Genomic DNA, 22,252 nt, shown 5'->3' on the forward strand with positions numbered 1-22,252 from the left:
GGCGGGCGGCTTCCATCCCCTCGTCGCCGCAAAAGGCTGTGGCCTCGCGGCTGAAGTCTTCAACAACAATGAGGTGCGCCCGCACCTACGCCCGAGGTCGATATCGTGGTGCCGGTGCGCATGATGGATGCCGAGTTCAGTTCCACGACATTCGTGGCCGTCGATGTGGAGTTGCGCCGCCAGCCCGGCGGCCCCATTCCAGTGGCCGTGGCCGCCCTCGCGCTCAGCGGTGCGGACTTCCGACCCCTTTGGCGGGTTCACCAGGAGATCCACGAGGAGCCCTACTCTTCCTGGAAGAAGCCCCGGCCGCCCCGCCTGCCTCACGAACTTACCGAGGGGTCCGCAGGGCTCGCCCTGCAGGAGATCGAGCGACACGTGACGGAGCAGCCGCACCGGCTCGTCGTCGCAATGGGCTTCCTGGAGTCCTCGCTGCTGTACACCGAGCGGGCCGCATGCCCGCGTCTGGCTTCCCTCACTCGCTGGGACGCGGTAGAGCTCGCTCGAACCGCCTGCCCCGGCGTCGAGCGAGGGTTCGAGGAACTCGCCCGGTACCTGGGTGTGCGGCTGCCGCCGGGACCCCGGCCCGCCACCCAGGAGGCCTGGGCGGTGGCCCAGGTATTTCGGCGCGCGGTCGAACACGGCGCGTCTGCGGGCCGGTGGTCGACCTTCGCTCAGCTGGAGGAGACCGCCGGGACCGCAGCGAAGCCGGTCGAGGAGATGTACCTTCCGCCGCCCACGGTCCAGGACTCGCTGTTCGACTGAGTGCCCCCGAGTCTCCCCCGGGCTCCGGGTTGAGCCGGTCACGCCCGGGGTGTGTTGACGACGCATCGCGTACCGCCGCTGATGAGGGTTGCCGTCATACCCGCCGAACGTCCGGTGCACCGTGAGCCCGGCTTCGGCTAGCGCCGTCCGGAGATCCTTCGGGGTATAGAGGCGTGAGGAGCTGTGGGACGGTTCGACGTGGCCGTCCTTGTAACGAGTGGGCCTGCGACTGTTGAGCCGGGCGGTCGCCGGGTTCCAGGAGGTGTGCACAGTGATTGTCGCCTCAAGACCCTTCAGGATCCGAGCTTCCACCGTGGCCGTGGTTCTGTTGGGCGGAAACTGCTCCATCCCCAGGCGGGTGCCGGGCCGCGTGATGCGGGCGGTCTCCTTCAGGACGGCGAGGTCTCCCTCGGGAATGTCGAGGAACCCGAAGCCCCGCAGCGTCAAGACGGTGTCGGCGGAGGCTGTGCGCAAGAGCAGCGCCTGGACGTCGGCGCGTACGAAACGGGGGCACCGGCCGTTGGCGCCAGCCCATGAGGTGGCTTGTGCGAGCTTGTCAGGGGACGGAGCGACCCCGATGGTGCGGTGGCAGCCGCTCCGGGTGAATTCGTGCGTGTGACGGCCGAAGGCGCAGCACAGGTCGAGGATCGCCTGGCTGGGCCGGAGGCCCATGTGGTGGGTGAAGAGACCGACGCTGCGGCGTGTCCTGGCGTGGTTGTGGGGGCTGTAGCGCTGGTGGTGGCCGCGGCCACGGCAGTTGGTGATCCGCCAAGGTTCTTGATCGGCTACGGCTTGGGCGCGGGGCATGGCACTCCGAGGGCGCGAGAGGGCGGGACGGCGGAGCTCTGGCTGGTACCCGCGGTGTCCACGGGCATGGACAGGGACACCGCGCGGGTCATCCGGTGACGGGGCCGGGCACCGCGGGGACGAGCAGGCCGTCACGGACGGCGAGGACTCGCATGCCGGCCTCCAGGGCGGACGCGATGCCGTCCGGCGCGGTCGGCGACGGCGCATCCGGGCCGCTGGGCCCTTCGCGCGGGGGGCGGTCGAGCCGCCAGCGGACGGCGGCGGGCTGGATGTGCTGGGGCTGGGGCGTCATGCCGCCCGTGAGCTCCTGGAGGAGACCGGAGTGGTGGCCGCGGCGGAGGAGCTCACCGTGTGGGCGATCACCTGCGGGCAGCACGGCAGTGTCGGAATCCGCCTCCTCGCCCCGGAAGCGCCGGCTGGCCTGGTGCTCCAGCACCACCGGGAGCTGGTCGGCGCCGAGCGCGGGCACGGGGTCGTGCCGGAGCTGGACCGGCTGGCAGTGGTGCGTTCGGAGGCGGACGTGATTGCGCTCGGCGACGCGGTGGACTTTCTCGACCCGGTCGTCGGCCGCTTCACGGCGGAGCGGTCGCCGAACAGCGTCCCGGGCTGGCCGGCCTTCGCCGTGCGCCGAGGCCGGTCGATGCCGGCAGCACTTGGCCGTCGGCCGCCCGGCTGCCTGTGCGGGAGCCTTCAGGAGAGCTGCGCCGACGGGTGGCGGGTGATGGGGTAGCCGATCTCGAAGTCTGCGGCGGACATGCGGGTGTCGTTGACCTCGACGGCGGTGCCGTCGGGTGAGGTGGCGGTGCGCAGGACGCGCAGGACGGGGGTGCCCTTGGGCAGTCGGAGGTCGGCGGCCTCGGTGGGGGTGGGCATGCGGGCGCCGATGGTCTCGTGCCAGGTGAGGGGGCCGCGCGCGAGGTCCTGTTCGAGGCGGTCGTAGATGCCGCCGGGGCCGGTGTCGCGTTCGGTGAGGACGGTGTCGCGGGCGACGGCGTCGGGGAGGTAGCTGGTGGCGGCCTGTTTGGGCTCGCGGGTGTCGGGGTTGCCCATGAGCCGGTCGCGGGCGAAGACCGGGGCGCCGGACTCGATGCCGAGGAGGGCGGCGATGTCGGGCGGGGCGGGGACCCAGCCGAGGTCGGGCTCCCGCAGGGCGGCCCAGGGCTGGGCGGCGGGGTCGAAGTAGTAGCCGATCTCGTCGCGGAACACCTGGCGCTCGCGGGTGATGACGGTCCGTCCGCTCCGGTGCCGGACGACGGTGCCGCGGCGGCGGACCACCTCGACCAGGCCCTCGGAGGCCAGCAGGTGGACGGCTTCGGTCGCGGTCTGCTTGGAGATGCCGTACTGCTGGGCGAGGTCGGCGATCTTGGGGAGGGTCGTGCCGGGCGGGTAGGTGCGGTCGGTGATGCCGGCGCGCAGGTCGTCGGCGAGCCGCTGGTAGGCGGGCGGGCCGTCTGGCGTGTGGGAGTGCTCCATAGGGGTGTCCTCGGTCGGCGGTGTCGTTGGCATAGTCCGGATTTCCAGGTTAGTCCTAGGCCTATTGACGGGCCAGGGAGCGCGGAGCATATTAGGCCTAGGACTAACGCTCTGTGAGGTGGTCGATACCTCCAGTGGTCCTGTTCTTCCCTGCCGCCAGCCCACTACAGCTGCGCCGTGCCCGGAAGTCGTCCGCACCCACCGGCCGCGATGGAGGCCAGCGCCATGACGACCCGTCACCGTCCGATCGCCGAACTCTCGTTCCCCCGCACCGCCCCCGCACCGACCGGCCGCGGCGCCGTCCCGCACTGGGACGCCGTCGTCGCCGGCGCCGACCCCGCAGGCCTGGCCTGCGCCCGCGCCGTGGTCGAGCACGACCCCGCCGCCCGCGTCCTGCCCCTGGAGGCCGAACACCCCTACAACCGCCGCGCCCGCCCCGTCGACCGCGCCCCGGCCTGCACCGGCCTGCACCGGCCGCGCCGGGATCTGCAGCGTCGGCCCGTACTCTCCGCGGCAGGGTGACCGAGCCGGAAATTTGGGTGCCGCCCGCACTCTTCATCCGAATTTCCGGCCGTCTGACATCGCTTCAACACCGCCTTCGCCGGTTCCCTGGATCCACCGCGGGCCGGGAAACCCGTACTGCGGGTGAGTCCTCGTCAGATCCCCTGCGCCCCACCCTTGGTGAGACGCCGGACCTCGGGCGCATCCGAAGGCCGGCGGGCTCCGCAGTCGTTCCCCGCCGCACCTTTCCCGAGAAGGAAATGGCATGTACACATCACTATGGATGGCGGGCCAGCGCCGCCGACGGCAGCCGCACCCGCGGCCCCGCCCGCTGCGCCTGCTGGTCGACGGGCTTGACGGATCCGGCAAGACGACCCTGGTCGACGCCCTGCTGGAGATGATGGCCGAGCACGGCATCGAGGCGGTGCGCCACCGCCGCATGCTCGCCCAGCACCACCCGCTGGACGAGGCCCTCAAGCGGCTGCACCTCAGCAAGCAGTACCGCTCCAGCGCCGTCACCGGTGCGTACTTGGCCGCCGGATTCGCGCTCGACCGGTTGCTGGTTCCCTTCGACCCGCCCCGCTGCGAGGGCGCGGTCCTGGTCCAGGAGGGCTACGTCGACCGCACCATCGCGGTCGGCCTGGCCGGCGGCCCGTTCCTGCCCGCGGTGCTGGCGCTGTGGGCCTCCCGCTACTTCGTCGCCTTCGACGTCGCCGTCTACGTTCACGCCGGAGTCGACGTGCGGCGCGAGCGCATGGCCGCCCGGGAGCACCTGGACCCCGGCGACCGCAACAGCATCGACGACTCCGGGTTCGCCGACCGATTCAACGCGGCGCTGCTCCACTTCCTCGGCCGGCGCCACCGCACACTCCTCGTCTTCGACACCGCACTGCACACCCCGCAGGAGATGGCCCGCCAGATCCTCACCACCGCCGGGTTGCTGCCCAGCCCCACGCTCACGGTCCCCTCCGGCCCGGCCGCCGTCCTCGCGCCGCGCATCCCGGCGTGAACTACCCCACCCGTCTTGCAGGAAGGAGCACTGCGCGATGCCGACGACAACCTTCCGGCCACCGCTGCCGCGCGAGGCGGACCGCCTCGCGGACCTGATTGTGCGACCCGGCCGGCACCCGCTCACCCCCGGACCCGCCGAAGACCGCCTTTCCGAAGCGGCGGGGGCCGCCTCGGGCCGGATCGGCAAAGACACCGTCACCAGTCCCGCCGTGCTGCGCGCGGCCATGGACGCCGCCCGCCGCCTGCTGCCCGAGCCGCTGCTGGCCAGCGTGAATCAGGAAGGCGGCCGACTGAACGCGCTCGACTGGCCCAGTGTGGCGCAGTTGCCCGGGGCCATGGCGCTGGGTGCCGCCGATCGCGAGGAGCTGGCCGAGCTGGCCGGCGCCGCGATCGCCGCGCAGCTGCGCGCCGCCGGCCTGACCTGGAACCTGGGCCCGGTGGTGGACCTGGGTGCCTGGCCCAGCGCCGGAGCGGTCGGCACCCGCTCCTTCGGCGCGGACCCCGTGAGGGTCGCGGTGCTGGCGGCGGCCTGGGTGCGGGGCCTCCAGCACGGCGGTGTGGCCGCGACCGCCAAGCACTTCCCGGGCCTGGGCGGCGTTGCGGCGGACCCGCACCACAGCGCACCGGTGGTGAACCGGCTCGCCGCCGGGGCACTGCTGCCGTTCCGCTCGGTGGTCCGCGCCGGGGCGGCGTGCGTGATGATCGGAAGCCACACGGTGCGGGAGCTGGACGACCTGCCGGCGCTCGCCTCGCCGCGCGTGCTCGCCCTGCTGCGCGAGGACGTCGGCTTCACCGGGGTCGCGTGCACCGAGAACCTGTCGATTCCCGCCGTCCACGGCCCGCTCGGCGGCCTGGAGCAGGCGGCGGTGGCGGCGGTGGCGGCCGGGGTGGACTTGGTGATGCTCGACTCCGAGGTCTCGCGCGGCAACCACGGCCCCACCGACCGGGCCCGCGCCGTCCGGCAACGCCGCCAGGTGGTCGACGCCCTGGCCGCCGCGGTCGACACCGGGCGCCTGCCGCTGGCCCGGATGCAAGAGGCCGCCGCCCGGGTGCTGAACCTGCACCGCCGGTTCGGGATCGGCCCCGACGCGGCGCTGCCGGACTGGGCGAGCGCCAACCGCTGCGCGGCCCAGGCCGCCGAACGGATCTCCGGGGCCTCGGTCACCGTGCCGCGCGGCGGTCACCTGCTTCCCCTGGCCGTGCCCGGCCAGGCGATCGCGGCGGTGCGGGTGCCGGACACGGGGGAGCGGCGGGCCGACAGCGCCCGTTACGCCGAGGACGTCTTCCCCGCCGCGCTCGCCGCCCATCGGGCGGTGCTGCCCGTCGCGTGCGGGCAGCCGGTCCCGGCGCAGGCCGGTGCGGTGGTCGTCTACGGCTACGACACCCGCCGCCCGGCCGGCCCGAGCGCGGCCGCGATCGAGGCGAGCCGCCTGGCCGCTGCCAGCCGCACCGTGGTGCAGGTCGCCTTCGGTGACCCGGACGAGCTGGCCGCCTCCGCCGCCCAAGTCCTACTGGCCGCCTACAGCCCCCACCCGGCCAGCGCCCGGGCCGTGGCTGCGACGCTCCTGCACCATGGCCAGGCGCCCGGCCGTCTCCCAGTCGGTGAGGCGAGGTGAGCACGGACACCGAGCTGGTGCCCGCCGCCGAGCTGTCCTCCTTCCTGGTGCGGCTGTTCAAGCGCACGGGGATGAACCGCTCCGGCGCCCGGACTCTCGCCGCCGCCCTCGTCGAGGCGGACCTGCGGGGCATCCCCGGCCACGGCAGCCGCCTGGCCCCCGGCCTGGCCGCGAAACTGTGCGACGGCCGGCTGAACCCCCGGCCGGTCGTCACCACGCTCCACACCGGGACGTCGGTCGCGGCCATGGACGCCGACCTCGCCCCCGGCCCGGTCGCCGCCCGCCACGCGGTCTCCGCCGCCGCCCACCTCGCCCGGCGCACCGGTACCGCACTGGTGACGGTCCGCCGAACCGGCCATGCCGGGGCCCTCGGCATCCCCGCCGGACAGCTCGCGCGCCGCGGACTGATCGGCCTGGTCGCCGCCCAGACCTCCGGGCGCAGCGTCGCCGTCCTCGGCGGGCCCGGCACCGTGCTGCTCGGCAATCCCGCCCTGGCCGTCGCCGTCCCGGCCGCCGGGCCGCGCCCGCCCGCTCTGGTGGACCTGGCCTCCGCGTCCATGTCCTGGGGCCGAGTGCACCAACACGAGCGCGAGCAGCGCCCGCTGCCGCCCGGGACCGCACTCGACCAGCACGGCCAGCCGACCACCGACCCCACTGCTGCGGCGGCGCTGCTGCCGTCCGGCCCGAGGGCCCAGGGGCTCGCGATCGTGCTGGAGCTGCTGGTCGGCGCACTCACCGGCGGCAGCGCCCTGCCCGACGGCGGCGAGGGACGCGGGCTGCTGTGCCTGGCGATCGACCCGACCCGGCTGGGAAGCGGCGACGAGCTCACCGCCGCCGTGGCCGACGTCTCCACCGCGCTCGCCGAGCACAGGGCCCGGCTTCCCGGCGAGCGCGCCTTCGCCCACCGCGCCCAGGCCGCCGCCCACGGCGTGCCCGTGGACCGCGCCGACCTGGACCGCCTCATCGCGGCCGGAGCGCCCGCCGTCCGGCCACCGAGTACCTGGATTCGCACCACCCGCTGACGGAAGGACCCGATCCCCGTGACCACCACCCCGGCCGCCGCACTGCTGGACGAACTCGCCGCCGCAGGGCCCCTGACCCTGCATCGCGGCCCGGTGCGCCCGCTCGCCGCCCGCGCCCTCCAGGGAGTGCTCGACCCGGCGGACCCGTACACCGTGATCGCCGCCGCCCGACGTCTGGCCGACGGCCCGCTGGAGCAGGCACTCGCCGACGTCACCGCCCGGCGCCTGCTCCACGAGCCGACCGGACGCCGCATCCCCCTTCAGGAACTGCCCTCGCGCACCACCATCGGGCTCGCCCAGGCGCACCGCCTCGACTCCGGCCAAGCCGATGCCCTCGCCTTCGCGCTGCGCGCCACGTTCGCCTGGCCGGGCATCGTCGGCACCCCCGACGCCCCGTTCGCCTTCAAGGCCGAACTGCCCGAGGGCTACACCCCGTTCGCCACGCCGGCCCAGATCGCCGCCAGCCAGGCCCTGGCCGGACCCGACGGGCTGAACACCCGATACATGATCAGCCAGATGAAGGGCGGGATGTCCTGCGACTGCGGAGCCAGCTGCCCGCTCGGGTGCGCCTACTGCTACCGCCGCGAGGGCGCCACCGCCGACGGCTACTACGGCAACTGGGAGCCCAAGGGCTTCCTGACCGCCGAGGAGGTCATCGACCGGCTCCTGGCCCACCCCTGGTTCACCCCGCATGTCACCCCGCTCGGCCTGCACATGTCCACCTCCGAGGCATTCCTGCCCGTGCTCTGGTCCCGCACCTGGGGCATGCTCCAACTGCTGGACCGGCTGGGACTGACCAACCGGGTCTCCTGCATCACCAAGTTCACGCTCAGCGACGAGCAGATCGGCCAGCTGGAGTCCCTGACCAACATCGACCTGGACATCCAGGTCTGCTACGCGGCGATGCCCGACGCGATCGAGCCGCCCAACCGCAAGCGCCGCCTGGACTTCCTGCGCCGCGTCCTGACCTCCGACCGCCTCAACGTGCTTGCCTACTACCGGCCGATCGCCGAGGGCATCAACACCACCGACGCCCACCTGCGCCACGTCTGGGAGACCTACCGCGACGCCGGCGCGCGCACCGTCGTCCTCGGCGGCCTCAAGTTCGGCGACGACCACGTCCACTCCTTCATGGCCTACGGCCTGCCGCTGCCCACCGGCTCCTTCACCCCCGGCAAGAAGCTCCTCACCGCCGCCACCGAGGCCCGGATCATGGCCATGTTCGACGAGGTGTACGCCGACGTGCCCCCCGAGCTGCGCCCCGCCGTGCTCAAGCGCTCCTCCTGCGGCCGCTCCATCGAGCGCGGCAGCCACATCCCCGACTACAACGGCCACCACGACCTGCCCACCACCAACTGCCGGCTGCGCTGCCCCGCCGCCCAGCACCAGGTCTGTGCCGCCACCACCACCCGGCTCCCCGACGAGGAGACGGCCCGTCACCTCCTGGAGCGCCTCGGCCGCCCGGACGCGCCCTTCGACATCACCCCCTCGACCGTCGTCGTCCACGCCGACCTCTCCCAGTTCGAGCGGACCTTCCTGCGCCAGAATCTGCTCCACCCCGTCCACACCCCCGCGCAGGCCGCCGCCCTGCTGGCCGGACGGCTCGGCTGATGGCGCCTCACCCCGCCCCCGAGAACGAACCGCGCCTCCTGCCCCCGGACCAGTACCTGGCCACGCTCCCGAGGATCCTGGTGTGGGCGACCCTGCTGCTCACCGACCGCCACGACCGCGTCCTGATGCTGCGCTCGGTCTGGGACTCCGGAATCTGGCAGATGCCCGGCGGCGCGGTCGACGCGGCGGACGCCGCCGACGGTCCGCGCGCTGCCGCCGCCCGGGAAGCGCTGGAGGAGACCGGCCTGGTGCTGGCGGCCGGGGCGCCGCTGCTGATCGTCCACCAGCCGCCCCGTCCGGACTGGCCGGCCGCCGTCGGCCTGGTCTTCGACGGCGGGACCCTCCACGACGACCAGGTGGCGCGGATCGTCCTGTCGAAGGAACACACCGGCCACCGGCTGCTGACCCTGGAGCAGTGGCGGCAGACGGAGGACATGCCGCCCACCCGCCTCGCGCAGCTGGAGCTCGCCCTGGCCGCCCGCCGTACCGGGGCCTGCGGCTACCAGGTCCTGGCTCCCGATCACGGGCCGCTCGTCGGCGCCGCCCAGCCCCTGCGCCCCGGCCTGGCCGGGGCGCCCTCTCCCAGCACCTGAGAAGAGGACGAGTCGATGTCCACCCTGACGACCAGGACGGCCGGCCCGGCCGGCGCCACCAAGCCCTCCGAGGCCCGCGTGCTGCACAAGGCCGACTGACTGGTGGTCGTGAACGGCGTCACCACCACCGCTGCCGGTGCCCGGCCCCGCGGTGCCCACTACGCCGACGTTCTCGCGGCGCAGACCACTCAAATCCTCACCGACCCGGCGCTGACGCTCCCGCAGTTCCCGCCGACAGCCGCAGGCCCGCCCGCACACGACCCGCGAAGGGAAGCCCCACCCATGCGTTTCACCGCCACTGTCCCGAGCCGGACCTTCCTCCCGCTCGCCGAGTCCCCCCTGCTCACCAGCGCCACCCGCGCCGCCGACGCCGACCTCGCCGTTCACCTGGCCGGCGCCGCCGATCCCACCCCGGCGCTCGTCCGCTCCCTGCTCGCCATCACCGACCCCGCGACCGAGCAGCATGTCACCGCCGCCCTGGCGGACCGCGACGACCTGCCACTGGCCTCGCTCACCCTGCTGGTCGCCCACCGGCCCCAGCTCAAGGCCCCGGCCGCCCGGCTGCGCACCGCTCTGTTCCCCGACGGTGCCGAGCCGGCGTGCCACAGCTTCGCCCGCACCGTTGCCGCGCTTGCCCACCTGCCGGAGCAGATCGACCCCGGCTACCTGGCCAGCGGCAAGTTCGCCGCCGCCGCGGCCGCCGCCGACCCGGGCACCCTGCACGCCGTCCTCACCGGCCTGCTCACCGCACCCGCCCTGACCGGTCCGGCGGACGCCGCCCTCGGACGTCTCCTCCGGGCCCGCGCGGACTCCGGCACGCCCAAGGCCCGCGTGGACCGGGACGGCGACGCCGCCCGCGAGCGCACTCGCCGCGGCCGCACCGGAGCCGAACTGGCCACGCGCCGCGCCGCCACCGTCGAGGCCATCGCCGACCACACCGGCGGCCGCACCCTCGCCGCCGAGCTATGGTTCGACGCCCTGAGCGCCACCGCAGACACCCCCGAGACCGCTGGCCGCGCCCTCGCGCTGGCGCTGCTCGCCCCCCAGGCTCTGGCCGCAGACGGCCCGCTGGCCGACCTCCCCGCGCCGTGGCCCGCCCCCGCTGCCCGTTGGCAGCAGGTGACCGCCGCCGTCCGCGCCGCCCGCAACGACGACGGCCGGTGGCACCAGGCTTGGGCCAACGCCGCCACCACGACGGACGGCTCCACCTGGGATCCGGCGCAGCGCGGCCTGGTCGCCGGGTACGAGCTGCTCGCCGACCACGTCCGCGCCCTCGACACCAGCGGCGGCGTGCCGGGCCCCGATGCGTGCTGGGCCGCCGACCCCGCCGGCCGCGCCCTGCTGCACACCGTCGCCGACCACCTCACCGGCCACAACGGCGCCAGCCCCCTGCCGCACTTCGACGACACCCTGCTGATCAGCTTCATCCGGGCCCACGCCAAGAACCGGCGGGACAAGCTCCCCGGCCACCTCCAGATCCACGGCCTGATCGCGGCGCTCAAGGCGGCCCGCTCCAAGCACCACCTGCTGACCACGGCCGCCACCCCCGACCTGGGCATCGTCGTGCCGATGCGCGCCGAGGCCCGCCGCTTCACCGATGCGCCGGCCGGGCACGACCCGCTCACCGCGAAGACGGCGCAGCTCGCCTGGCTGCTCTCCGCCCGGCCCGAGGCCCGCGCCCACCTGCTCCTGGTCGACGAGGACCCCGACGGCGCCTCCGCCCGCGCCGCCGAGCAGATCGCCGCCACCCACCCGCAGATCACCGTCACCGTCGCCACCCGCCCCGACAGCGCCAGCGCCAAGGGCGGCGCCGTCCTGTGGGGCTTGGCCCAGCTGCACGAGGCCGGGCACACCACCATCGCCTACACCGACCTCGACCTGACCTACCCGCTCGACCAGATCGGCCTGCACCTGAACGCACTCGCCGCCCCGGGCACCGGCGCGGCCATCGGCTCCCGGCGACTGCCGGACTCCCACGGCTACTACCCGCCCGCCGGCCCCACGGCCGCCACCCGCCTCTACCAGAAGGCCGTCGCCGAACTCCTCGGCATCGCCGTGCGCGACCCGCAGGCAGGGTTCAAGGCGTTCACCGCCTCCGCCCTCACCACCGTGCTGCCGAAGGTCGCCGACCACTCGATGTCCTTCGACACCGAGCTCCTCGCCCTGCTCCAGCACAACAGCCACAGCCTCACCGAAGTCGGCGTCGCCGCCCTCCACCAGTGGGTGAACGGGCAGCAGGGCGCCCCCCGCGACTACGACGTCATGCTCGCCGCCGTCCGGGAGCAGGCCCTGCGCCACGGAGCCGACCCCGAGACCAGGCCCACCCCGGTCTGCGACCGCATCCACGGGGCCGGCTCCCTCGCCCGGGCCGCCGCCAGCACGACCACCGACGTGGTGCTCGTGCCCGCTCCGCGCTGACCCCGCGGCACCACCGGTTAGGGGACGCCAGTGCCAATCGCACTGGCGTCCCAGCCAGTTGACGACACGGCAGCTTCCGGCTGCGCCCACCAGCAGATTCACGAAATCGGTGCAAAGGGTGCGTAGACTGGCACGCCTACCGAGCACCGACGGAAGGTACAGCGCGTGAGGGCCGTCATCGCCGCCGCCGGCATGGGCACCAGGTTCTTCCCCATCGGCAAGACCGTCACCAAGGCCATGCTCCCGGTCCTCGACCGGCCCGTGATCGCCTACGCGGTGGCCGACTGCGTCGCCGCCGGAGCGCGGGAGATCGCCATCGTGACCGCCCCCGGCGAGGCCGGACGCCAGATCCGCCACTACCTCAGCCACGACGGCGAGCTGAAGGCCTACTGCGCGGCCCGCGGCTGGCAGGACAAGTACGCGCCGCTCGACCAGATCCACCAGCAGGCGGACTTCACCTTCATCGAGCAGCCCCGCGACGAGCGGTACGGAACCGCCCTCCCCGCGATCCTGGCCGCCGACTTCATCGGCGACGACGACGTCCTGCTCGTCTCCGGCGACGACCTTCTCCTGCGCCCCGACGGCGGCTCCGACCTCGCCGACCTTGCGGCCGCGCGCATCGCCGCCAACGCCTCGGGCGCGATCGCCGCAGCCACCGTTCCCGGCACCCAGGCCGGCCGGTATGGCATCCTCAACCCCCGCACCGGGCCCGGCGACGCAGTGCGGATCCTCGACACCCTGCTGGAGAAGCCGAAGACCTACGAGCAGCCCACGGCCTTCATCAACATCAGCCGGGCCCTGCTGCCCGGAGAGGCGATCCGCTACTTCGAGAAGCTGCCCCCCGCTGCCAACGGCGAGTACCAGGCCACCGACGCCATCGTGGCGTTCGCCCGCGACCACGAGCTGCTCATCCACCCCGTCAATGGCCAGTACCACGACTGCGGCAGCCCCGAAGGGCTACTCGCTGCCGGAGTGGCCGCTGCCCGCATGCAGGGCCTGAGCGTCCCAGGGGTGACCGCGTGACCGCCGCCGACGCCCCCGCCCTCCCGATCCGCACCTGTGTCGCCATCATCAACCGCGCCGAGGTCTGCCTCATCCACCGCCGCCGCGCCGACGGCGACCAGTTCTCCCTCCCCGGAGGTCTCCTCAACCTCGACGAGGAGGTCCCGGCCGCGCTGCTGCGCGAGCTCAAGGAAGAACTCGACCTCGACGTCACCGCCATGGCCGCCCCGCCGGACCTGCGATGGGTCCAAGGTCAGACCAACACCCGGCCCGGCACCGACACCCTGTTTCGCCGCCTGCACCTCATCCACGTCCTCGACGCCCCGGACCAGGTCCGCGCGACCATCGCCGCAACCGAGCAGGACGCCGACGACACCACCCGCGTGGTCTGGAGCCCGCTCGCCGAAGCCGCGACCCTGCACCTCTACCCCGCAGCCGGCCCCGCCCTCGAAGCGCTCGCCAACGGCACCACCATCCCCGTCCAGCTGCCGCCCATGCACGACCGGACGTACAGCTGGCGGTGACCCGCAACCGACCACGCCCAGGGGGACGCGGATGGCACCACGGGAACGCAGCCGCGCGGAAGTCGGAGTCGTCTCCGGCTACCTGCTGCGCCTCGCACGCGAGAGCATCCCGCGCACCCAGACCGCGTTCGCCGAAGACGTCGGCCGCGACCTCGGCACCGTCCAGGGCTGGGAATCCGGACGCCGCCCCCTGGCCAACACCCGCTCCGGCGACCTCCTGCACCTTCGCCGCCGCCTGGCCCTGCTCGGCGCCGACCCCGGCCTGCTCGGCCAGCTCGGCGCGGCGATGGACGCCGACCGCGTCCTGACCGCCGTCCTGAATCCGCCCGCCGACCCGGCGGACCACCCGCTGGCCGGCTGGGTGCAGTCCCGCGAGACCGCCCACCTCATCGCCTGGGCCGTACGCGGCATCACCCCGCCGACACTCGCCGACCGCGCCGGACGACCGCGCCGCGGCCCCGCCCCGGCAGGGCCCCAGCTCGCCGCCACCGACCGCGACACGTTCTTCGCCCACCTGCGCCGAACCGCCGAGACCGCCGCTGCCGCGGGCGACCGCGCGCTGCTGCTGCGCCGCCAGGCCCTCTACCTCGCCTCCTACGACCCAGCCCCCGACGCTGGCGACTGGGCGGAGCAGGCCCTGCGCACCATGCGGCCCGCCCTGGCCCTGCGCGGCTACACCCCACGCTGGATCGAGGCCCGCACCGCCGCCACCGTCGCCGCCCGCCAGGGCGACCCCGAACAGCTCCAAGACTTCATCACCACAGCCCTCGCCGACGACGAGCACGGCGAGCTCGCCAACCTCGCCTACTGGGGGTACTGGCTGGGTGCCATGCCCGCAGAGCAGCCGGACGACGGCTTCATGCACAACCCGTCACCCGCCGCGTGGAACCCCGTCCACATCCTCCAAGGGCTGGTCGACTCCCTGCACGACGCCCCCGGCACCGTCGACCTCTACCTCCACTCCGTCACCACTCTGCTGCGCCTGCACCCGTGGCTACCGCTCGCCGAACCGGCCACCGTGCACCGCTTCCGCGAGCGCACCGCCGAACTCCGCGACGGCCGCCTCATCTCCCAGCGGTCCCGGCGCGACCTCGACCAGGTGCAGCCCCTACTCCAACCCGCCAACGAACAGAGGACCATGTGAACCACGAGCAGCGCCACGACCCCGAGGCCACCGGCACGGCAGCCCTGATCTTCGAGGCCGGCACCCTGCGCGATATCCACCGCACCGGATGGAGCTACGACGGGATCCACAACGCCGAGACCGTCGCCGAGCACAGCCACCGTGCCGCCGTCATCGGCATCGTCCTGGCCGCCATGGAGGGCGTCGACCCGGCCCGCACCGCCCTGCTGTGCACGCTCCACGACCTGCACGAAGCCCGGATCGGGGACCTCACCCCCCTCACCCGCCGCTACGTCTCCGCCGCCGATCCCCGCACCGTGACGGCCGACCAGGTCGCCGTCGCCCACCCCGCCGTCCGCGACGTGCTCGCCGGCGCCGTCGACGAGCACGAGGACAACCTCACGCCCGAGGCCCGGTGCGCCCACGACGCCGACAAGCTCGACTGTCTGGTACGGGCCGTCGAGTACCGGGCGCAGGGACACACCGCCGTCCAAGGCAAGATCGACCGCTGCCGCGCGGCGCTCAAGACCGACTCCGCCCGGCGTCTGGCAGACGCGGCGATGCAGATGTCCCCAGGGGACTGGCAGGTCGCGATCCGCAAGGCCGCGGCATCATCCATGGCCAGCCACTGACACAGTCAACCTGGCTTTGACGCACTGCCCGTGTTCCGGGGCCTCTTCGTGGCAAGTTGACCACTTCGGCCGGAGAGCGACCGGGCGCTGCGATGGTGAGCCGGCACATGCGGCTGTCGGTCAAAGACCCGGCCGCGGTGGCCCACGTCCCCGCCGGCTGTGCGGTCGGCCGGAGAAGCAGCGACCGGACGGTCACAGGAGCGGTCCCGGGCCCCGCGAGCCCCGTCGCGGCGAGGCCCGGGACCGAACAGTTTCCACGGCCGGGAACAGCAGTGGCACAGCCGAGAAAGCCCGGGACCGGCAGCCGGATGCGCTACGCTGCCCGAGGCGGTGGTGACCGCCCGAATCCAACCCCTTGGCTCCCACGTGGCCTCGGCCCCGTGGACAAGGTTCTCCGAATCTCACCGCCGAACTTCCGAGAGTTCGGTGGTGAGACCCGGAGAACCTGGTCGCGATCATGCCCAGGCGCGGGACGTGGGGCTGCGCCGGAATTGTGCCGATCATGACTCGCAACCGCGCCCGCAAGCAGGCCGTCAGGGCCGCCATGGCTGACAGCAGCAGCTACGCCCGCGCCTCCCGGATCGCCAAGGACACTCCGTACATCCTCACCGAGGACGCCCAGCGGCAGATGCTCGCGGCGTTCGCCGCAGCCGGGTGGCCGACCGTGTCGGACGGCTTCCCCGAAGGCGGCCAGTGGTCCGGCTACCCGGGGCCGCTGTGGTCCACGCTGTCCCGCCCCGACCAGCACCCCTGGGACGCCGACCCCGACGACGGCGACCAGGTGGACTTGGCCGTCCTCCCGGAGTTCACCTTCATCGCGCCCCAGATCGTCCGCACCCGCGAAGCGATGGTCCACCGGGTGCAGGCAACCACGCCCCCCGCGGACCTGGTCGCCGAGGTGTCCGCCGAACTGGCCGCCGCCCGTGCACGGGAGATCGCCGGGCTCGACGACCGCGCGGCCTGCGTGATCTGCGGCGACCCCTACCCCGCGCACCACCTGCTCGCCCCCACCGTCAGCGACAAGCTCACCGTCTGCCCCGCCTGCGTCTTCGACGGGGACCTGTTCGCGCAGGTGCACCCGACCCGGCTCGCCGTCGCACTCGACCGGCTCCTCGCCGAAGACCTCGCCCACCCGGCCGGATGGTCCGCCGTCGTCGCGCTCCTCGCGTGCGCGGGAGGGCAGGCGTTCTTCGAGCACCTCGGCCAGGCCGCCGGCCTCTACCTCCCGGCCGAGCACTGGTCGGACCCGTCGCTGCTGTGGATCTGGCTCCCGCCCGGCCCCCGCCCCGCTGCCCTCGCCGGCCTCGGCCCCGGTGCCGGGTTGAAGGCCGTCGTCGACGCCGTCGAGCACGCCCACCCGGACCTGCGCGAACGCTTCCGTGTGGCCCTCGCCGAAGACCTTGAGGACGACCCGGACGAGCCGGAGGCCGACCGCGAGGACTACCTGGTCGAGGCATTGTGGCCGGCCGTCATCGCCTACGCCGTGGCGCTCGGCACCCAGAGCCAGGAACGCCCAGGCCACCGCCCGCCCTGGCACGTCCTGTCCGACTCCTTCGAACCCGGCACCCTGGCCGACCACTTCGAAGAGCTCGGCAGCGACCTCGACGGCGGCGGCCTGGCCGTCACGTTCACCCTGGAGGTCGGCGTGCGCACCGTCGCCGAAGCGCTGGGCTGGACCACCGGCTTCTGACCGCTACTGCCCTGTCCTCCCGGGCAGGCTTGGACCTGAGCAGCCATCAGCTGCAGCACCGGATCCCCGGAGCGTGACCCGGCGGCGGCACGGACGGCCCGCCGCCGGCTCACGCTTCGGAGCAGACCTACCCGGTGACGCCCTCCAAGAAGTCGACGTCCTCGGCCGAGGCCGCGCCGAGCGCCTTGCGCCTTGCGCCTTGCGATCCGGGAGCCCAGAGGGGAGAGGCTGCGCCAGAGCCGGATGCCGGCTTTCTTGATCTCGTTGAGCCGGTAGTCAGGCGACCGGGTGCCGCCCTGGTCGGCGGGGAAAGCGACCAGGACTGCCAGGATGCGTAGCGCGGCCCTCAGAGGTGAGGTGTTCGGCGGCACGCCAGGCCACCGCACGCCCCGAACCGCGCGGGGAGGCCGGAATTCTCCTCGACCTCCCCGCACCCCCCTGCCCGTCGACCACCGCACCGTCGACGAGGACGGCTGGGCCACGTCGGGGACTTCACCTTCACCACCGCCCCGCCGGCCACCCGGTCCGGCTCAGCCCCGACCACGACGCCTTTGCCTTGCACACCGCCCGGGAGCAGCTGCCTGATCTGCAATCCCTGCAGTTGCCCTGGTTCGAGTCGATTCCGACGGAGAACCGATAACCTGACACGGCCCCCGCGCGGCCGATCGCCGTTGTACGCTGCCGGACCCGGCGCCCCACCCGACGGCGCGCCGCACGAAAGGGCGGACATGCCGATCACCCGACGCCTGCTCGCGGCCCTGCCCGTACGGACGCCGCTGCCGCCTCCCCGCGCCCGGGGAACCGCCCGCAGCATCGTCTGGATCTACGCCCTCCCGTTCGCGCTCCTCTACATGCTCCTCACCGTCGCCTCGGCCTGGCCGGGCGCGCAGCGGGCCGCCTCCGGCGCCACCACGGCCGCCGCCACCGCGTCCGACCCCGCGGTGATGCGGGGAGCAGCCCTGTGGCTGCTGCTGTCGGTGCCGGTGTGGCTCCTGCTGGGCATGGCCGAGCGCGCCCCCTCCGTCGGGCTGAAGCGCATGGCGCCCCGCCAACTGGCCGCCGCATCCTGCGCGGTGTTCTGCCTGGCCGAGGCTCCGATGTTCCTGCTGGGCACGGCCTTCGAAGTTCTTCGCGCGCACTCCCCGGCGGTGGCCGCCCACTCCGGCAGCAACGCGGGCAGCACCCTGCTGGGCGGCGTGTTCGCCTCCGTGGCGGCCGGAGTGAGCGAGGAGATCGTCGTCCTGGTCCTGCCCGCCCTGGCCGTCTGGCGCTTCGCACCGCGAGCCACCGGCGCCCGGCAGCGCCGCCTGGGCACTGCCGCGCTGCTCCTCGTGCTGGTGGCGGCGCGGCTGTCGTACCACTTGGAGTACGGCCTGGCGATCGTCTCGCTGGTCCCCTGGTCGGCCGTGAGCGTGCTGCTGTACTTGCGCACCCGGGCGATCCTGCCCCTCATGATCGCCCACGCGGCCTATGACATCGCGCTCATCCCGGTCAACCGGGTCGGCGCCCAGCATGGTTTCGCGGCGGCGACGGCGCTGTTCGCGGCGTTGGCAGCCCTGGTGCTGGCGGGGGCGCTGCTGGCCGGCAGAACCCCTCGCCGAGTCGCCGCCGTTCCGGGGGAGGGCGGGGCCTGCGGGGGCGGCGTCCCGGCCGCGGTCGATACCGACAGCCCGATCGACAGGGTGCCCCTGCCGGCTCGGACCCGCCCGGCCGGCCCGGAACACTCCGAGCCGCTTTCGTCGTGACGGGACGTCACCAGGCAGCACCTGCCGGATGTTCTTCGGTCCGGGGCAGGCGATGCGGGCGATGCCGCTGCCGACCCGCTGACACCTTCCGGGCCCGCTGCCCGGGCGGGGCTACGGTGGAGCCCATGGACTACAACGTGCTCCTCCATGACCCCTCCCGGGACGAGAACTGGCGTCTGGAGGTCATCGAGGAGGGGGACGGCAGCAGGGGAGCTGCAGTCGCGGCGTTGATCCGCCGGGCGCTGCACCTCGATGAGGAGCACGCGCTCGGCCTGTTGGCGCGGATCGTCGACGGCGACACCGACCCCGAGGTCCCGTTTCGGCTGGTCCCGAGGTCCGGCGGTGATGTGTGGGGGTGCATCCACCCCAACGCCGCAGGAGCGGACGAGCCGCCGCTGCCGGCTGCGACTGCCGTCGGGTAGGTCCGCCCCGTAGCCGCCCATGGCGGAGCGGCCCGGCGGTTTACCGCTGCGGGCGGGGCGGATCCGGGTCAGGCGGGCCGGGAGAGGGTCTTCAGCATGACGGCGTAGCGGGGGGAGTCGGCGAAGGGCTGCCGGTGGCCGACCGCTTCGTAGCCCCAGGACTCGTAGAGGTCCTGGACGCGCGGGTGGTCGGGGTCGACGAGCAGGACGGCCAGGGCCTCGGGGCGGTCGGCGAGGAGGGCGTCGTGCAACTGCAGGGAGAAGCCGCGCTTGCGCCAGGCGGGTCGGACCATCAGCTCGGAGACCGCGTAGGTGCTGCTGTCGGCCGGGACCTGCGGGAGGTGATCGCGCCACCACTCGCGCCCCTCGACGGCCGGCGCGCCGTAGGCGAAGCCCACCGGCTCGCCGGTGGCGGTGTCCGTGCCGACGACGCAGGTGAATCCGGGCAGGCCGCTCCACCGGTCCACGAACCAGGGGAACTGCTGGACGAACTCGTCGTGGAGCTGGTCGCGGTAGGCGTCGGCGTGGATGTCGAGCAGCAGCTCCCGGAACCCCTCGGGCAGGTGCCCGCCCCGGTAGTGCGTCAGGTCGATGCCGGTCGTGCCGGTGTCGGTCGTCATGGCCTGCTCCATTCGGCGCGGTAGCGGTCGGCCCACTCTTGCGCAGCCGTGCCGTCCGGGGAAAGGGTCAGCAGGTGGCGGTGGAACTCACCCAGGAGGCTGCGCAGGCGCCCGGGCAGCGGGTTGCCGCGCATCAGGTCGAGCATGTCGGCGGCGGTCGCCGTGGCGAGCTCCGCCTCTCCCTGGTGGAGCTGGGCCAGGGCCAGCCGGATCAGGGCGTGGGCGCGGTTGCGCCGGAACTGGCCGCCCAGCAGGGCGAGCGCGCGGTGCGAGGAGCGCTCGGCGTCCGCCGGGGAGCCGACCCGGTCCAGCACCGTCGAGGTCAGGGCGTGCAGTTCCGCCTCGCCGTAGAACGCCATCCAGCTCGGCCGCGGCAGGTCCTGGGCGCGGTCGAGGGCGTCGGCGGCCAGGCCGATCGCCCGCAGCGCAGCCTGCCGGTCGCCGTGGTGGGCGTGCCCGACGGCGCCGCGGGCGTGCGCCAGGCTCATGTAGGCCGGGTCGCGGCGGGCGATGCCCGTGGAGCGCGCGGCCCGGGCCGCCGCCACGGCGTCCCGGTGCGCACCGCGGTGGCGGGCGAGCAGCGCGACCCCGTTCCACACCCGGAACTGGGCGACCGGATCGGCCGCGAGCCCGGACAGCCGCATCGCGGTGTCCAAGTGCCCCTGCGCCCGCGGGAGCCGGTGCCCGTCGATCGCGGACCAGCCGGCCACCGAGTAGTAGTCGGCCGCCACGGCCAGCACCCGGTCGCGGGTCCGCTCGGACGCCGTCGCCCCCTCCAGCGTCGACAGCGCCTGCTGCGCGCCGGCCAGCGCCGCGCGTTCCAGGGCGTCGTGGCCGCCCTGGTGGTCGTCGAGCGCGGTCAGGGTCTCCAGTCCGGCCCGCAGCCGCTGGACGTCGGAGGTGCCCAAGCGCGTCCGGGCGGTGCGGGGGAGCGCGGCTGCGGCCAGCACGGCCGGGCCTGACGCCAGAAGGGTGCGGCGGTCCACGGGGGAGGGCTCCAGAAGTGACGGAGGGTCGGAATCCGCCCCGGCGGTGCTCCGGGGCACGAACCCCAGCTTCTCAGCCGAACACCCGAACACCTTCTCCAGCGCGTCCCGCTGCGGCTTGTGCGGCCACCGGGTCCCGCCGCTCACCCACGCCTTGACCCTGCGCTCGGTGCACGTGCCGTACCGGCCGGTCCTCACCCGGATCTGCTCGTTCACCTGCTGGGCCAGCTCGGCGTACGTCAGCCCGAGGTCGACCAGTTTCTGACGGAGTGTCTCATTCCCGCCCATACAGGCACCGTAGCGCCGGATCGGCGGACGGGGGAGCCCGATGGCAAAACGTCCCCCTCCCGGAGAGCAACTCCCCCGAAAACGTGCCTCCCGCCCTGTACGGGACGGTCGTTGACTGGAGGGACCGCCCGCCGCGGCCGCCGCTCCCAGCCCCCCGAGGAGCAGCGCGAGAGCCGCGGCGGGCGGAACCCGGCGGCGCCCGGCCCGGTTCCGGTCGAGAGCGGGACCGCCCACCCCGGTGAGCGAGGAGCACGATGACGAGCCACGAAACGGCCCTGGCCACACGCCGGGCACCGCAGCCCGCACCTGCCCCGCAGACCCAGCTGTGGCAGCTGCCCTACGAGCACGCCTCCGTCCGAGACGCCCGGCACCTGGTCCGTGACCACCTGGCCCTCTGGGGCCTGGGCGATCTGACGGACACGGCCGTGCTCGTCGTCAGCGAACTCGTCACCAACGCCGTCAGGACCGGCTGCCGCCTGCGGATGGAGCTGACGGTCGACCTGATCGCCGGCATCGCCGTCCGGATCGGCGTCCGGGACGGCTCCCGGGCGATGCCCGTCCGCGTCGTCGACACCGACGACTGGGCGGAGAGCGGCCGCGGCCTGGCGATGGTCCACCTCCTCACCGACGGACGCTGGGGAGCGGTCCCCGAGAGCACCGGCAAGACGGTCTGGGCGATCGTCGGCGCCCCCGTCGAACAGCAGCCGCCTCCGCAGACGGACACGCCCACCGCCGACACCTCAGTCCCGGTCCCGACCACCGACTTGTCAGTACGAGGCGGGCCGGGCGCGCTGCCGTCCGCCGCCGACTGGCTCATAGGCGAGAGCGGCCCACGGGCCGTGCAGGCACGCCTGCGGTGGAACAGCGGGAGCTTGGCCGGCCTGCCGATCGGGCGCCACTGGGACGTCGTCCGCACACCCGCCGAGATCGGCCTGCCCCTGCTGAAGGAACTCCAGGACGACCCCGGTCACGCCCTCCTCGGCCCGGTCCTGCACGACCGGGCCAAGCACATGCTGATGTGGCTGGTCACCCCCGGCATGACCGACCACTGGCCGCCGACCGCAAATCTGATCCGCTCCGGCCTGCTGCTGTGCCCGCCCCCGCACATCACCGCCACCACCCCCTGCATCAGGGTCTGGGAGCACTGGCCGGACACGGCCGCTCCCACTCCTCTCACCCCGCCACCGTGGCTGGCCGCCGCTCTCGGCCCTCGAACGGCAGCCGGACTCGCCTCCTGAAACCGATCCGGCCGAGCCCCGGGCGGCTGCACGAGAGGAGCGGGAGCCTCTTACGGCGCGTTGCGGGCGCGCCAGGTCGGCGGACCCAGTCGGCCCCGTCGGGGGCGCAAGGGATCGCGGAGGAGCGCAGAGCGTGCTGGCTCATGCTGTTGCCGAAGGCGAGAACCT

General features: G+C 73.9%; 21 protein-coding genes and 1 pseudogene. 17 read left to right on the top strand and 5 right to left on the bottom strand.

The features are described from left to right. Nucleotides 1–114 precede the first annotated feature (114 nt). A complete protein-coding gene (locus ACIOHG_RS26490) occupies nt 115–762 on the top strand; it encodes a hypothetical protein (RefSeq protein ID WP_400954243.1) in 648 nt (215 codons plus the stop codon). A gap of 366 nt (nt 763–1,128) precedes the next feature. On the opposite strand, the pseudogene ACIOHG_RS26495 reads toward ACIOHG_RS26490, so the two are convergent. Further along, nucleotides 1,129–1,569, bottom strand: a pseudogene (locus ACIOHG_RS26495) (class I SAM-dependent methyltransferase); the annotation flags it as partial. An 88-nt stretch (nt 1,570–1,657) separates the two neighbouring features. After that, on the bottom strand, nt 1,658–1,861 hold the full coding sequence (locus ACIOHG_RS26500) for a hypothetical protein (protein WP_400954116.1): 204 nt from the start codon (nt 1,859–1,861) through the stop codon (nt 1,658–1,660). Between the two features lie 33 nt (nt 1,862–1,894). On the opposite strand from ACIOHG_RS26500, the gene ACIOHG_RS26505 reads away from it, so the two are divergent. Continuing rightward, nucleotides 1,895–2,299, top strand: coding sequence for a hypothetical protein (locus ACIOHG_RS26505; RefSeq protein ID WP_400954117.1), 405 nt, complete (start codon nt 1,895–1,897; stop codon nt 2,297–2,299). Here ACIOHG_RS26505 and ACIOHG_RS26510 read toward each other — a convergent pair. Beyond that, entirely contained in the window at nt 2,260–3,042 is a 783-nt protein-coding gene (locus ACIOHG_RS26510) for a GntR family transcriptional regulator (RefSeq protein WP_400954118.1), read from the bottom strand. The two genes, ACIOHG_RS26505 and ACIOHG_RS26510, sit on opposite strands and share 40 nt — an antisense overlap. Nucleotides 3,043–3,267: 225 nt before the next feature. Between ACIOHG_RS26510 and ACIOHG_RS26515 the strand changes: the two genes are divergently transcribed. The 14 genes from ACIOHG_RS26515 (at nt 3,268) to ACIOHG_RS26580 (ending at nt 18,952) form a co-directional block, all read left to right on the top strand. After that, on the top strand, nt 3,268–3,564 hold the full coding sequence (locus ACIOHG_RS26515) for a hypothetical protein (protein WP_400954119.1): 297 nt from the start codon (nt 3,268–3,270) through the stop codon (nt 3,562–3,564). Nucleotides 3,565–3,808: 244 nt separating this feature from the next. Beyond that, a complete protein-coding gene (locus ACIOHG_RS26520; protein WP_400954120.1) occupies nt 3,809–4,552 on the top strand; it encodes a hypothetical protein in 744 nt (247 codons plus the stop codon). Nucleotides 4,553–4,589: 37 nt separating this feature from the next. Continuing rightward, the gene (locus ACIOHG_RS26525; protein WP_400954121.1) at nt 4,590–6,170 is read left to right on the top strand and encodes a glycoside hydrolase family 3 N-terminal domain-containing protein; all 1,581 of its coding nucleotides are present in this window, start codon (nt 4,590–4,592) and stop codon (nt 6,168–6,170) included. Continuing rightward, a complete protein-coding gene (locus ACIOHG_RS26530; protein ID WP_400954122.1) occupies nt 6,167–7,192 on the top strand; it encodes an Ldh family oxidoreductase in 1,026 nt (341 codons plus the stop codon). The genes ACIOHG_RS26525 and ACIOHG_RS26530 overlap by 4 nt, the downstream gene beginning before the upstream one ends. Nucleotides 7,193–7,210: 18 nt before the next feature. Next, nucleotides 7,211–8,803, top strand: coding sequence for a hypothetical protein (locus ACIOHG_RS26535; protein ID WP_400954123.1), 1,593 nt, complete (start codon nt 7,211–7,213; stop codon nt 8,801–8,803). Beyond that, complete coding sequence (locus ACIOHG_RS26540) at nt 8,803–9,396, top strand: NUDIX domain-containing protein (RefSeq protein ID WP_400954124.1); 594 nt, start codon at nt 8,803–8,805, stop codon at nt 9,394–9,396. Before ACIOHG_RS26535 ends, ACIOHG_RS26540 begins: the two co-directional genes overlap by 1 nt. Before the next feature lie 282 nt (nt 9,397–9,678). Beyond that, nucleotides 9,679–11,814 (top strand): hypothetical protein, encoded by a 2,136-nt coding sequence (locus ACIOHG_RS26545; RefSeq protein WP_400954125.1) that lies wholly within the window; start codon nt 9,679–9,681, stop codon nt 11,812–11,814. 165 nt (nt 11,815–11,979) lie between these two features. After that, nucleotides 11,980–12,837 carry a sugar phosphate nucleotidyltransferase gene (locus tag ACIOHG_RS26550; RefSeq protein WP_400954126.1) on the top strand — a complete coding sequence of 286 codons (858 nt, stop codon included), beginning with the start codon at nt 11,980–11,982 and terminating at the stop codon, nt 12,835–12,837. Then, on the top strand, nt 12,834–13,340 hold the full coding sequence (locus tag ACIOHG_RS26555) for an NUDIX hydrolase (protein WP_400954127.1): 507 nt from the start codon (nt 12,834–12,836) through the stop codon (nt 13,338–13,340). Before ACIOHG_RS26550 ends, ACIOHG_RS26555 begins: the two co-directional genes overlap by 4 nt. A 31-nt stretch (nt 13,341–13,371) precedes the next feature. Further along, nucleotides 13,372–14,484, top strand: coding sequence for a helix-turn-helix domain-containing protein (locus ACIOHG_RS26560; RefSeq protein WP_400954128.1), 1,113 nt, complete (start codon nt 13,372–13,374; stop codon nt 14,482–14,484). Continuing rightward, nucleotides 14,481–15,095 (top strand): HD family hydrolase, encoded by a 615-nt coding sequence (locus ACIOHG_RS26565; protein ID WP_400954129.1) that lies wholly within the window; start codon nt 14,481–14,483, stop codon nt 15,093–15,095. The genes ACIOHG_RS26560 and ACIOHG_RS26565 overlap by 4 nt, the downstream gene beginning before the upstream one ends. Before the next feature lie 502 nt (nt 15,096–15,597). Next, nucleotides 15,598–16,785, top strand: a complete 1,188-nt coding sequence (locus ACIOHG_RS26570; protein WP_400954130.1) for a hypothetical protein — start codon at nt 15,598–15,600, stop codon at nt 16,783–16,785. Nucleotides 16,786–17,513: 728 nt separating this feature from the next. After that, nucleotides 17,514–18,530: a type II CAAX prenyl endopeptidase Rce1 family protein gene (locus tag ACIOHG_RS26575; protein ID WP_400954131.1), complete on the top strand. Its 1,017-nt coding sequence runs from the start codon at nt 17,514–17,516 to the stop codon at nt 18,528–18,530. A 125-nt stretch (nt 18,531–18,655) separates the two neighbouring features. Further along, on the top strand, nt 18,656–18,952 hold the full coding sequence (locus ACIOHG_RS26580) for a hypothetical protein (RefSeq protein ID WP_400954132.1): 297 nt from the start codon (nt 18,656–18,658) through the stop codon (nt 18,950–18,952). A 68-nt stretch (nt 18,953–19,020) separates the two neighbouring features. On the opposite strand, the gene ACIOHG_RS26585 is transcribed toward ACIOHG_RS26580, so the two are convergent. Further along, nucleotides 19,021–19,572, bottom strand: a complete 552-nt coding sequence (locus ACIOHG_RS26585; protein WP_400954133.1) for a GNAT family N-acetyltransferase — start codon at nt 19,570–19,572, stop codon at nt 19,021–19,023. After that, nucleotides 19,569–20,846: an XRE family transcriptional regulator gene (locus tag ACIOHG_RS26590; protein ID WP_400954134.1), complete on the bottom strand. Its 1,278-nt coding sequence runs from the start codon at nt 20,844–20,846 to the stop codon at nt 19,569–19,571. Before ACIOHG_RS26590 ends, ACIOHG_RS26585 begins: the two co-directional genes overlap by 4 nt. A gap of 254 nt (nt 20,847–21,100) precedes the next feature. Here ACIOHG_RS26590 and ACIOHG_RS26595 point away from each other — a divergent pair, with 254 nt between their 5' ends. Continuing rightward, nucleotides 21,101–22,084 carry an ATP-binding protein gene (locus ACIOHG_RS26595; RefSeq protein ID WP_400954135.1) on the top strand — a complete coding sequence of 328 codons (984 nt, stop codon included), beginning with the start codon at nt 21,101–21,103 and terminating at the stop codon, nt 22,082–22,084. The last annotated feature ends 168 nt before the right edge of the window (nt 22,085–22,252 follow it).

The sequence above is a fragment of the Kitasatospora sp. NPDC088134 genome, from assembly GCF_044741705.1.
In the GTDB taxonomy this organism is placed as follows: domain Bacteria; phylum Actinomycetota; class Actinomycetes; order Streptomycetales; family Streptomycetaceae; genus Kitasatospora.

Coding starts and splice junctions, on each gene's coding strand:
- ACIOHG_RS26515 (WP_400954119.1), top strand. CDS start 3,268: ATGACGACCCGTCACCGTCCGATCGCCGAACTCTCGTTCCCCCGCACC.
- ACIOHG_RS26510 (WP_400954118.1), bottom strand. CDS start 3,042: ATGGAGCACTCCCACACGCCAGACGGCCCGCCCGCCTACCAGCGGCTC.
- ACIOHG_RS26560 (WP_400954128.1), top strand. CDS start 13,372: ATGGCACCACGGGAACGCAGCCGCGCGGAAGTCGGAGTCGTCTCCGGC.
- ACIOHG_RS26580 (WP_400954132.1), top strand. CDS start 18,656: ATGGACTACAACGTGCTCCTCCATGACCCCTCCCGGGACGAGAACTGG.
- ACIOHG_RS26595 (WP_400954135.1), top strand. CDS start 21,101: ATGACGAGCCACGAAACGGCCCTGGCCACACGCCGGGCACCGCAGCCC.
- ACIOHG_RS26500 (WP_400954116.1), bottom strand. CDS start 1,861: ATGACGCCCCAGCCCCAGCACATCCAGCCCGCCGCCGTCCGCTGGCGG.
- ACIOHG_RS26545 (WP_400954125.1), top strand. CDS start 9,679: ATGCGTTTCACCGCCACTGTCCCGAGCCGGACCTTCCTCCCGCTCGCC.
- ACIOHG_RS26570 (WP_400954130.1), top strand. CDS start 15,598: ATGACTCGCAACCGCGCCCGCAAGCAGGCCGTCAGGGCCGCCATGGCT.
- ACIOHG_RS26590 (WP_400954134.1), bottom strand. CDS start 20,846: ATGGGCGGGAATGAGACACTCCGTCAGAAACTGGTCGACCTCGGGCTG.
- ACIOHG_RS26540 (WP_400954124.1), top strand. CDS start 8,803: ATGGCGCCTCACCCCGCCCCCGAGAACGAACCGCGCCTCCTGCCCCCG.
- ACIOHG_RS26585 (WP_400954133.1), bottom strand. CDS start 19,572: ATGACGACCGACACCGGCACGACCGGCATCGACCTGACGCACTACCGG.
- ACIOHG_RS26525 (WP_400954121.1), top strand. CDS start 4,590: ATGCCGACGACAACCTTCCGGCCACCGCTGCCGCGCGAGGCGGACCGC.
- ACIOHG_RS26575 (WP_400954131.1), top strand. CDS start 17,514: ATGCCGATCACCCGACGCCTGCTCGCGGCCCTGCCCGTACGGACGCCG.
- ACIOHG_RS26520 (WP_400954120.1), top strand. CDS start 3,809: ATGTACACATCACTATGGATGGCGGGCCAGCGCCGCCGACGGCAGCCG.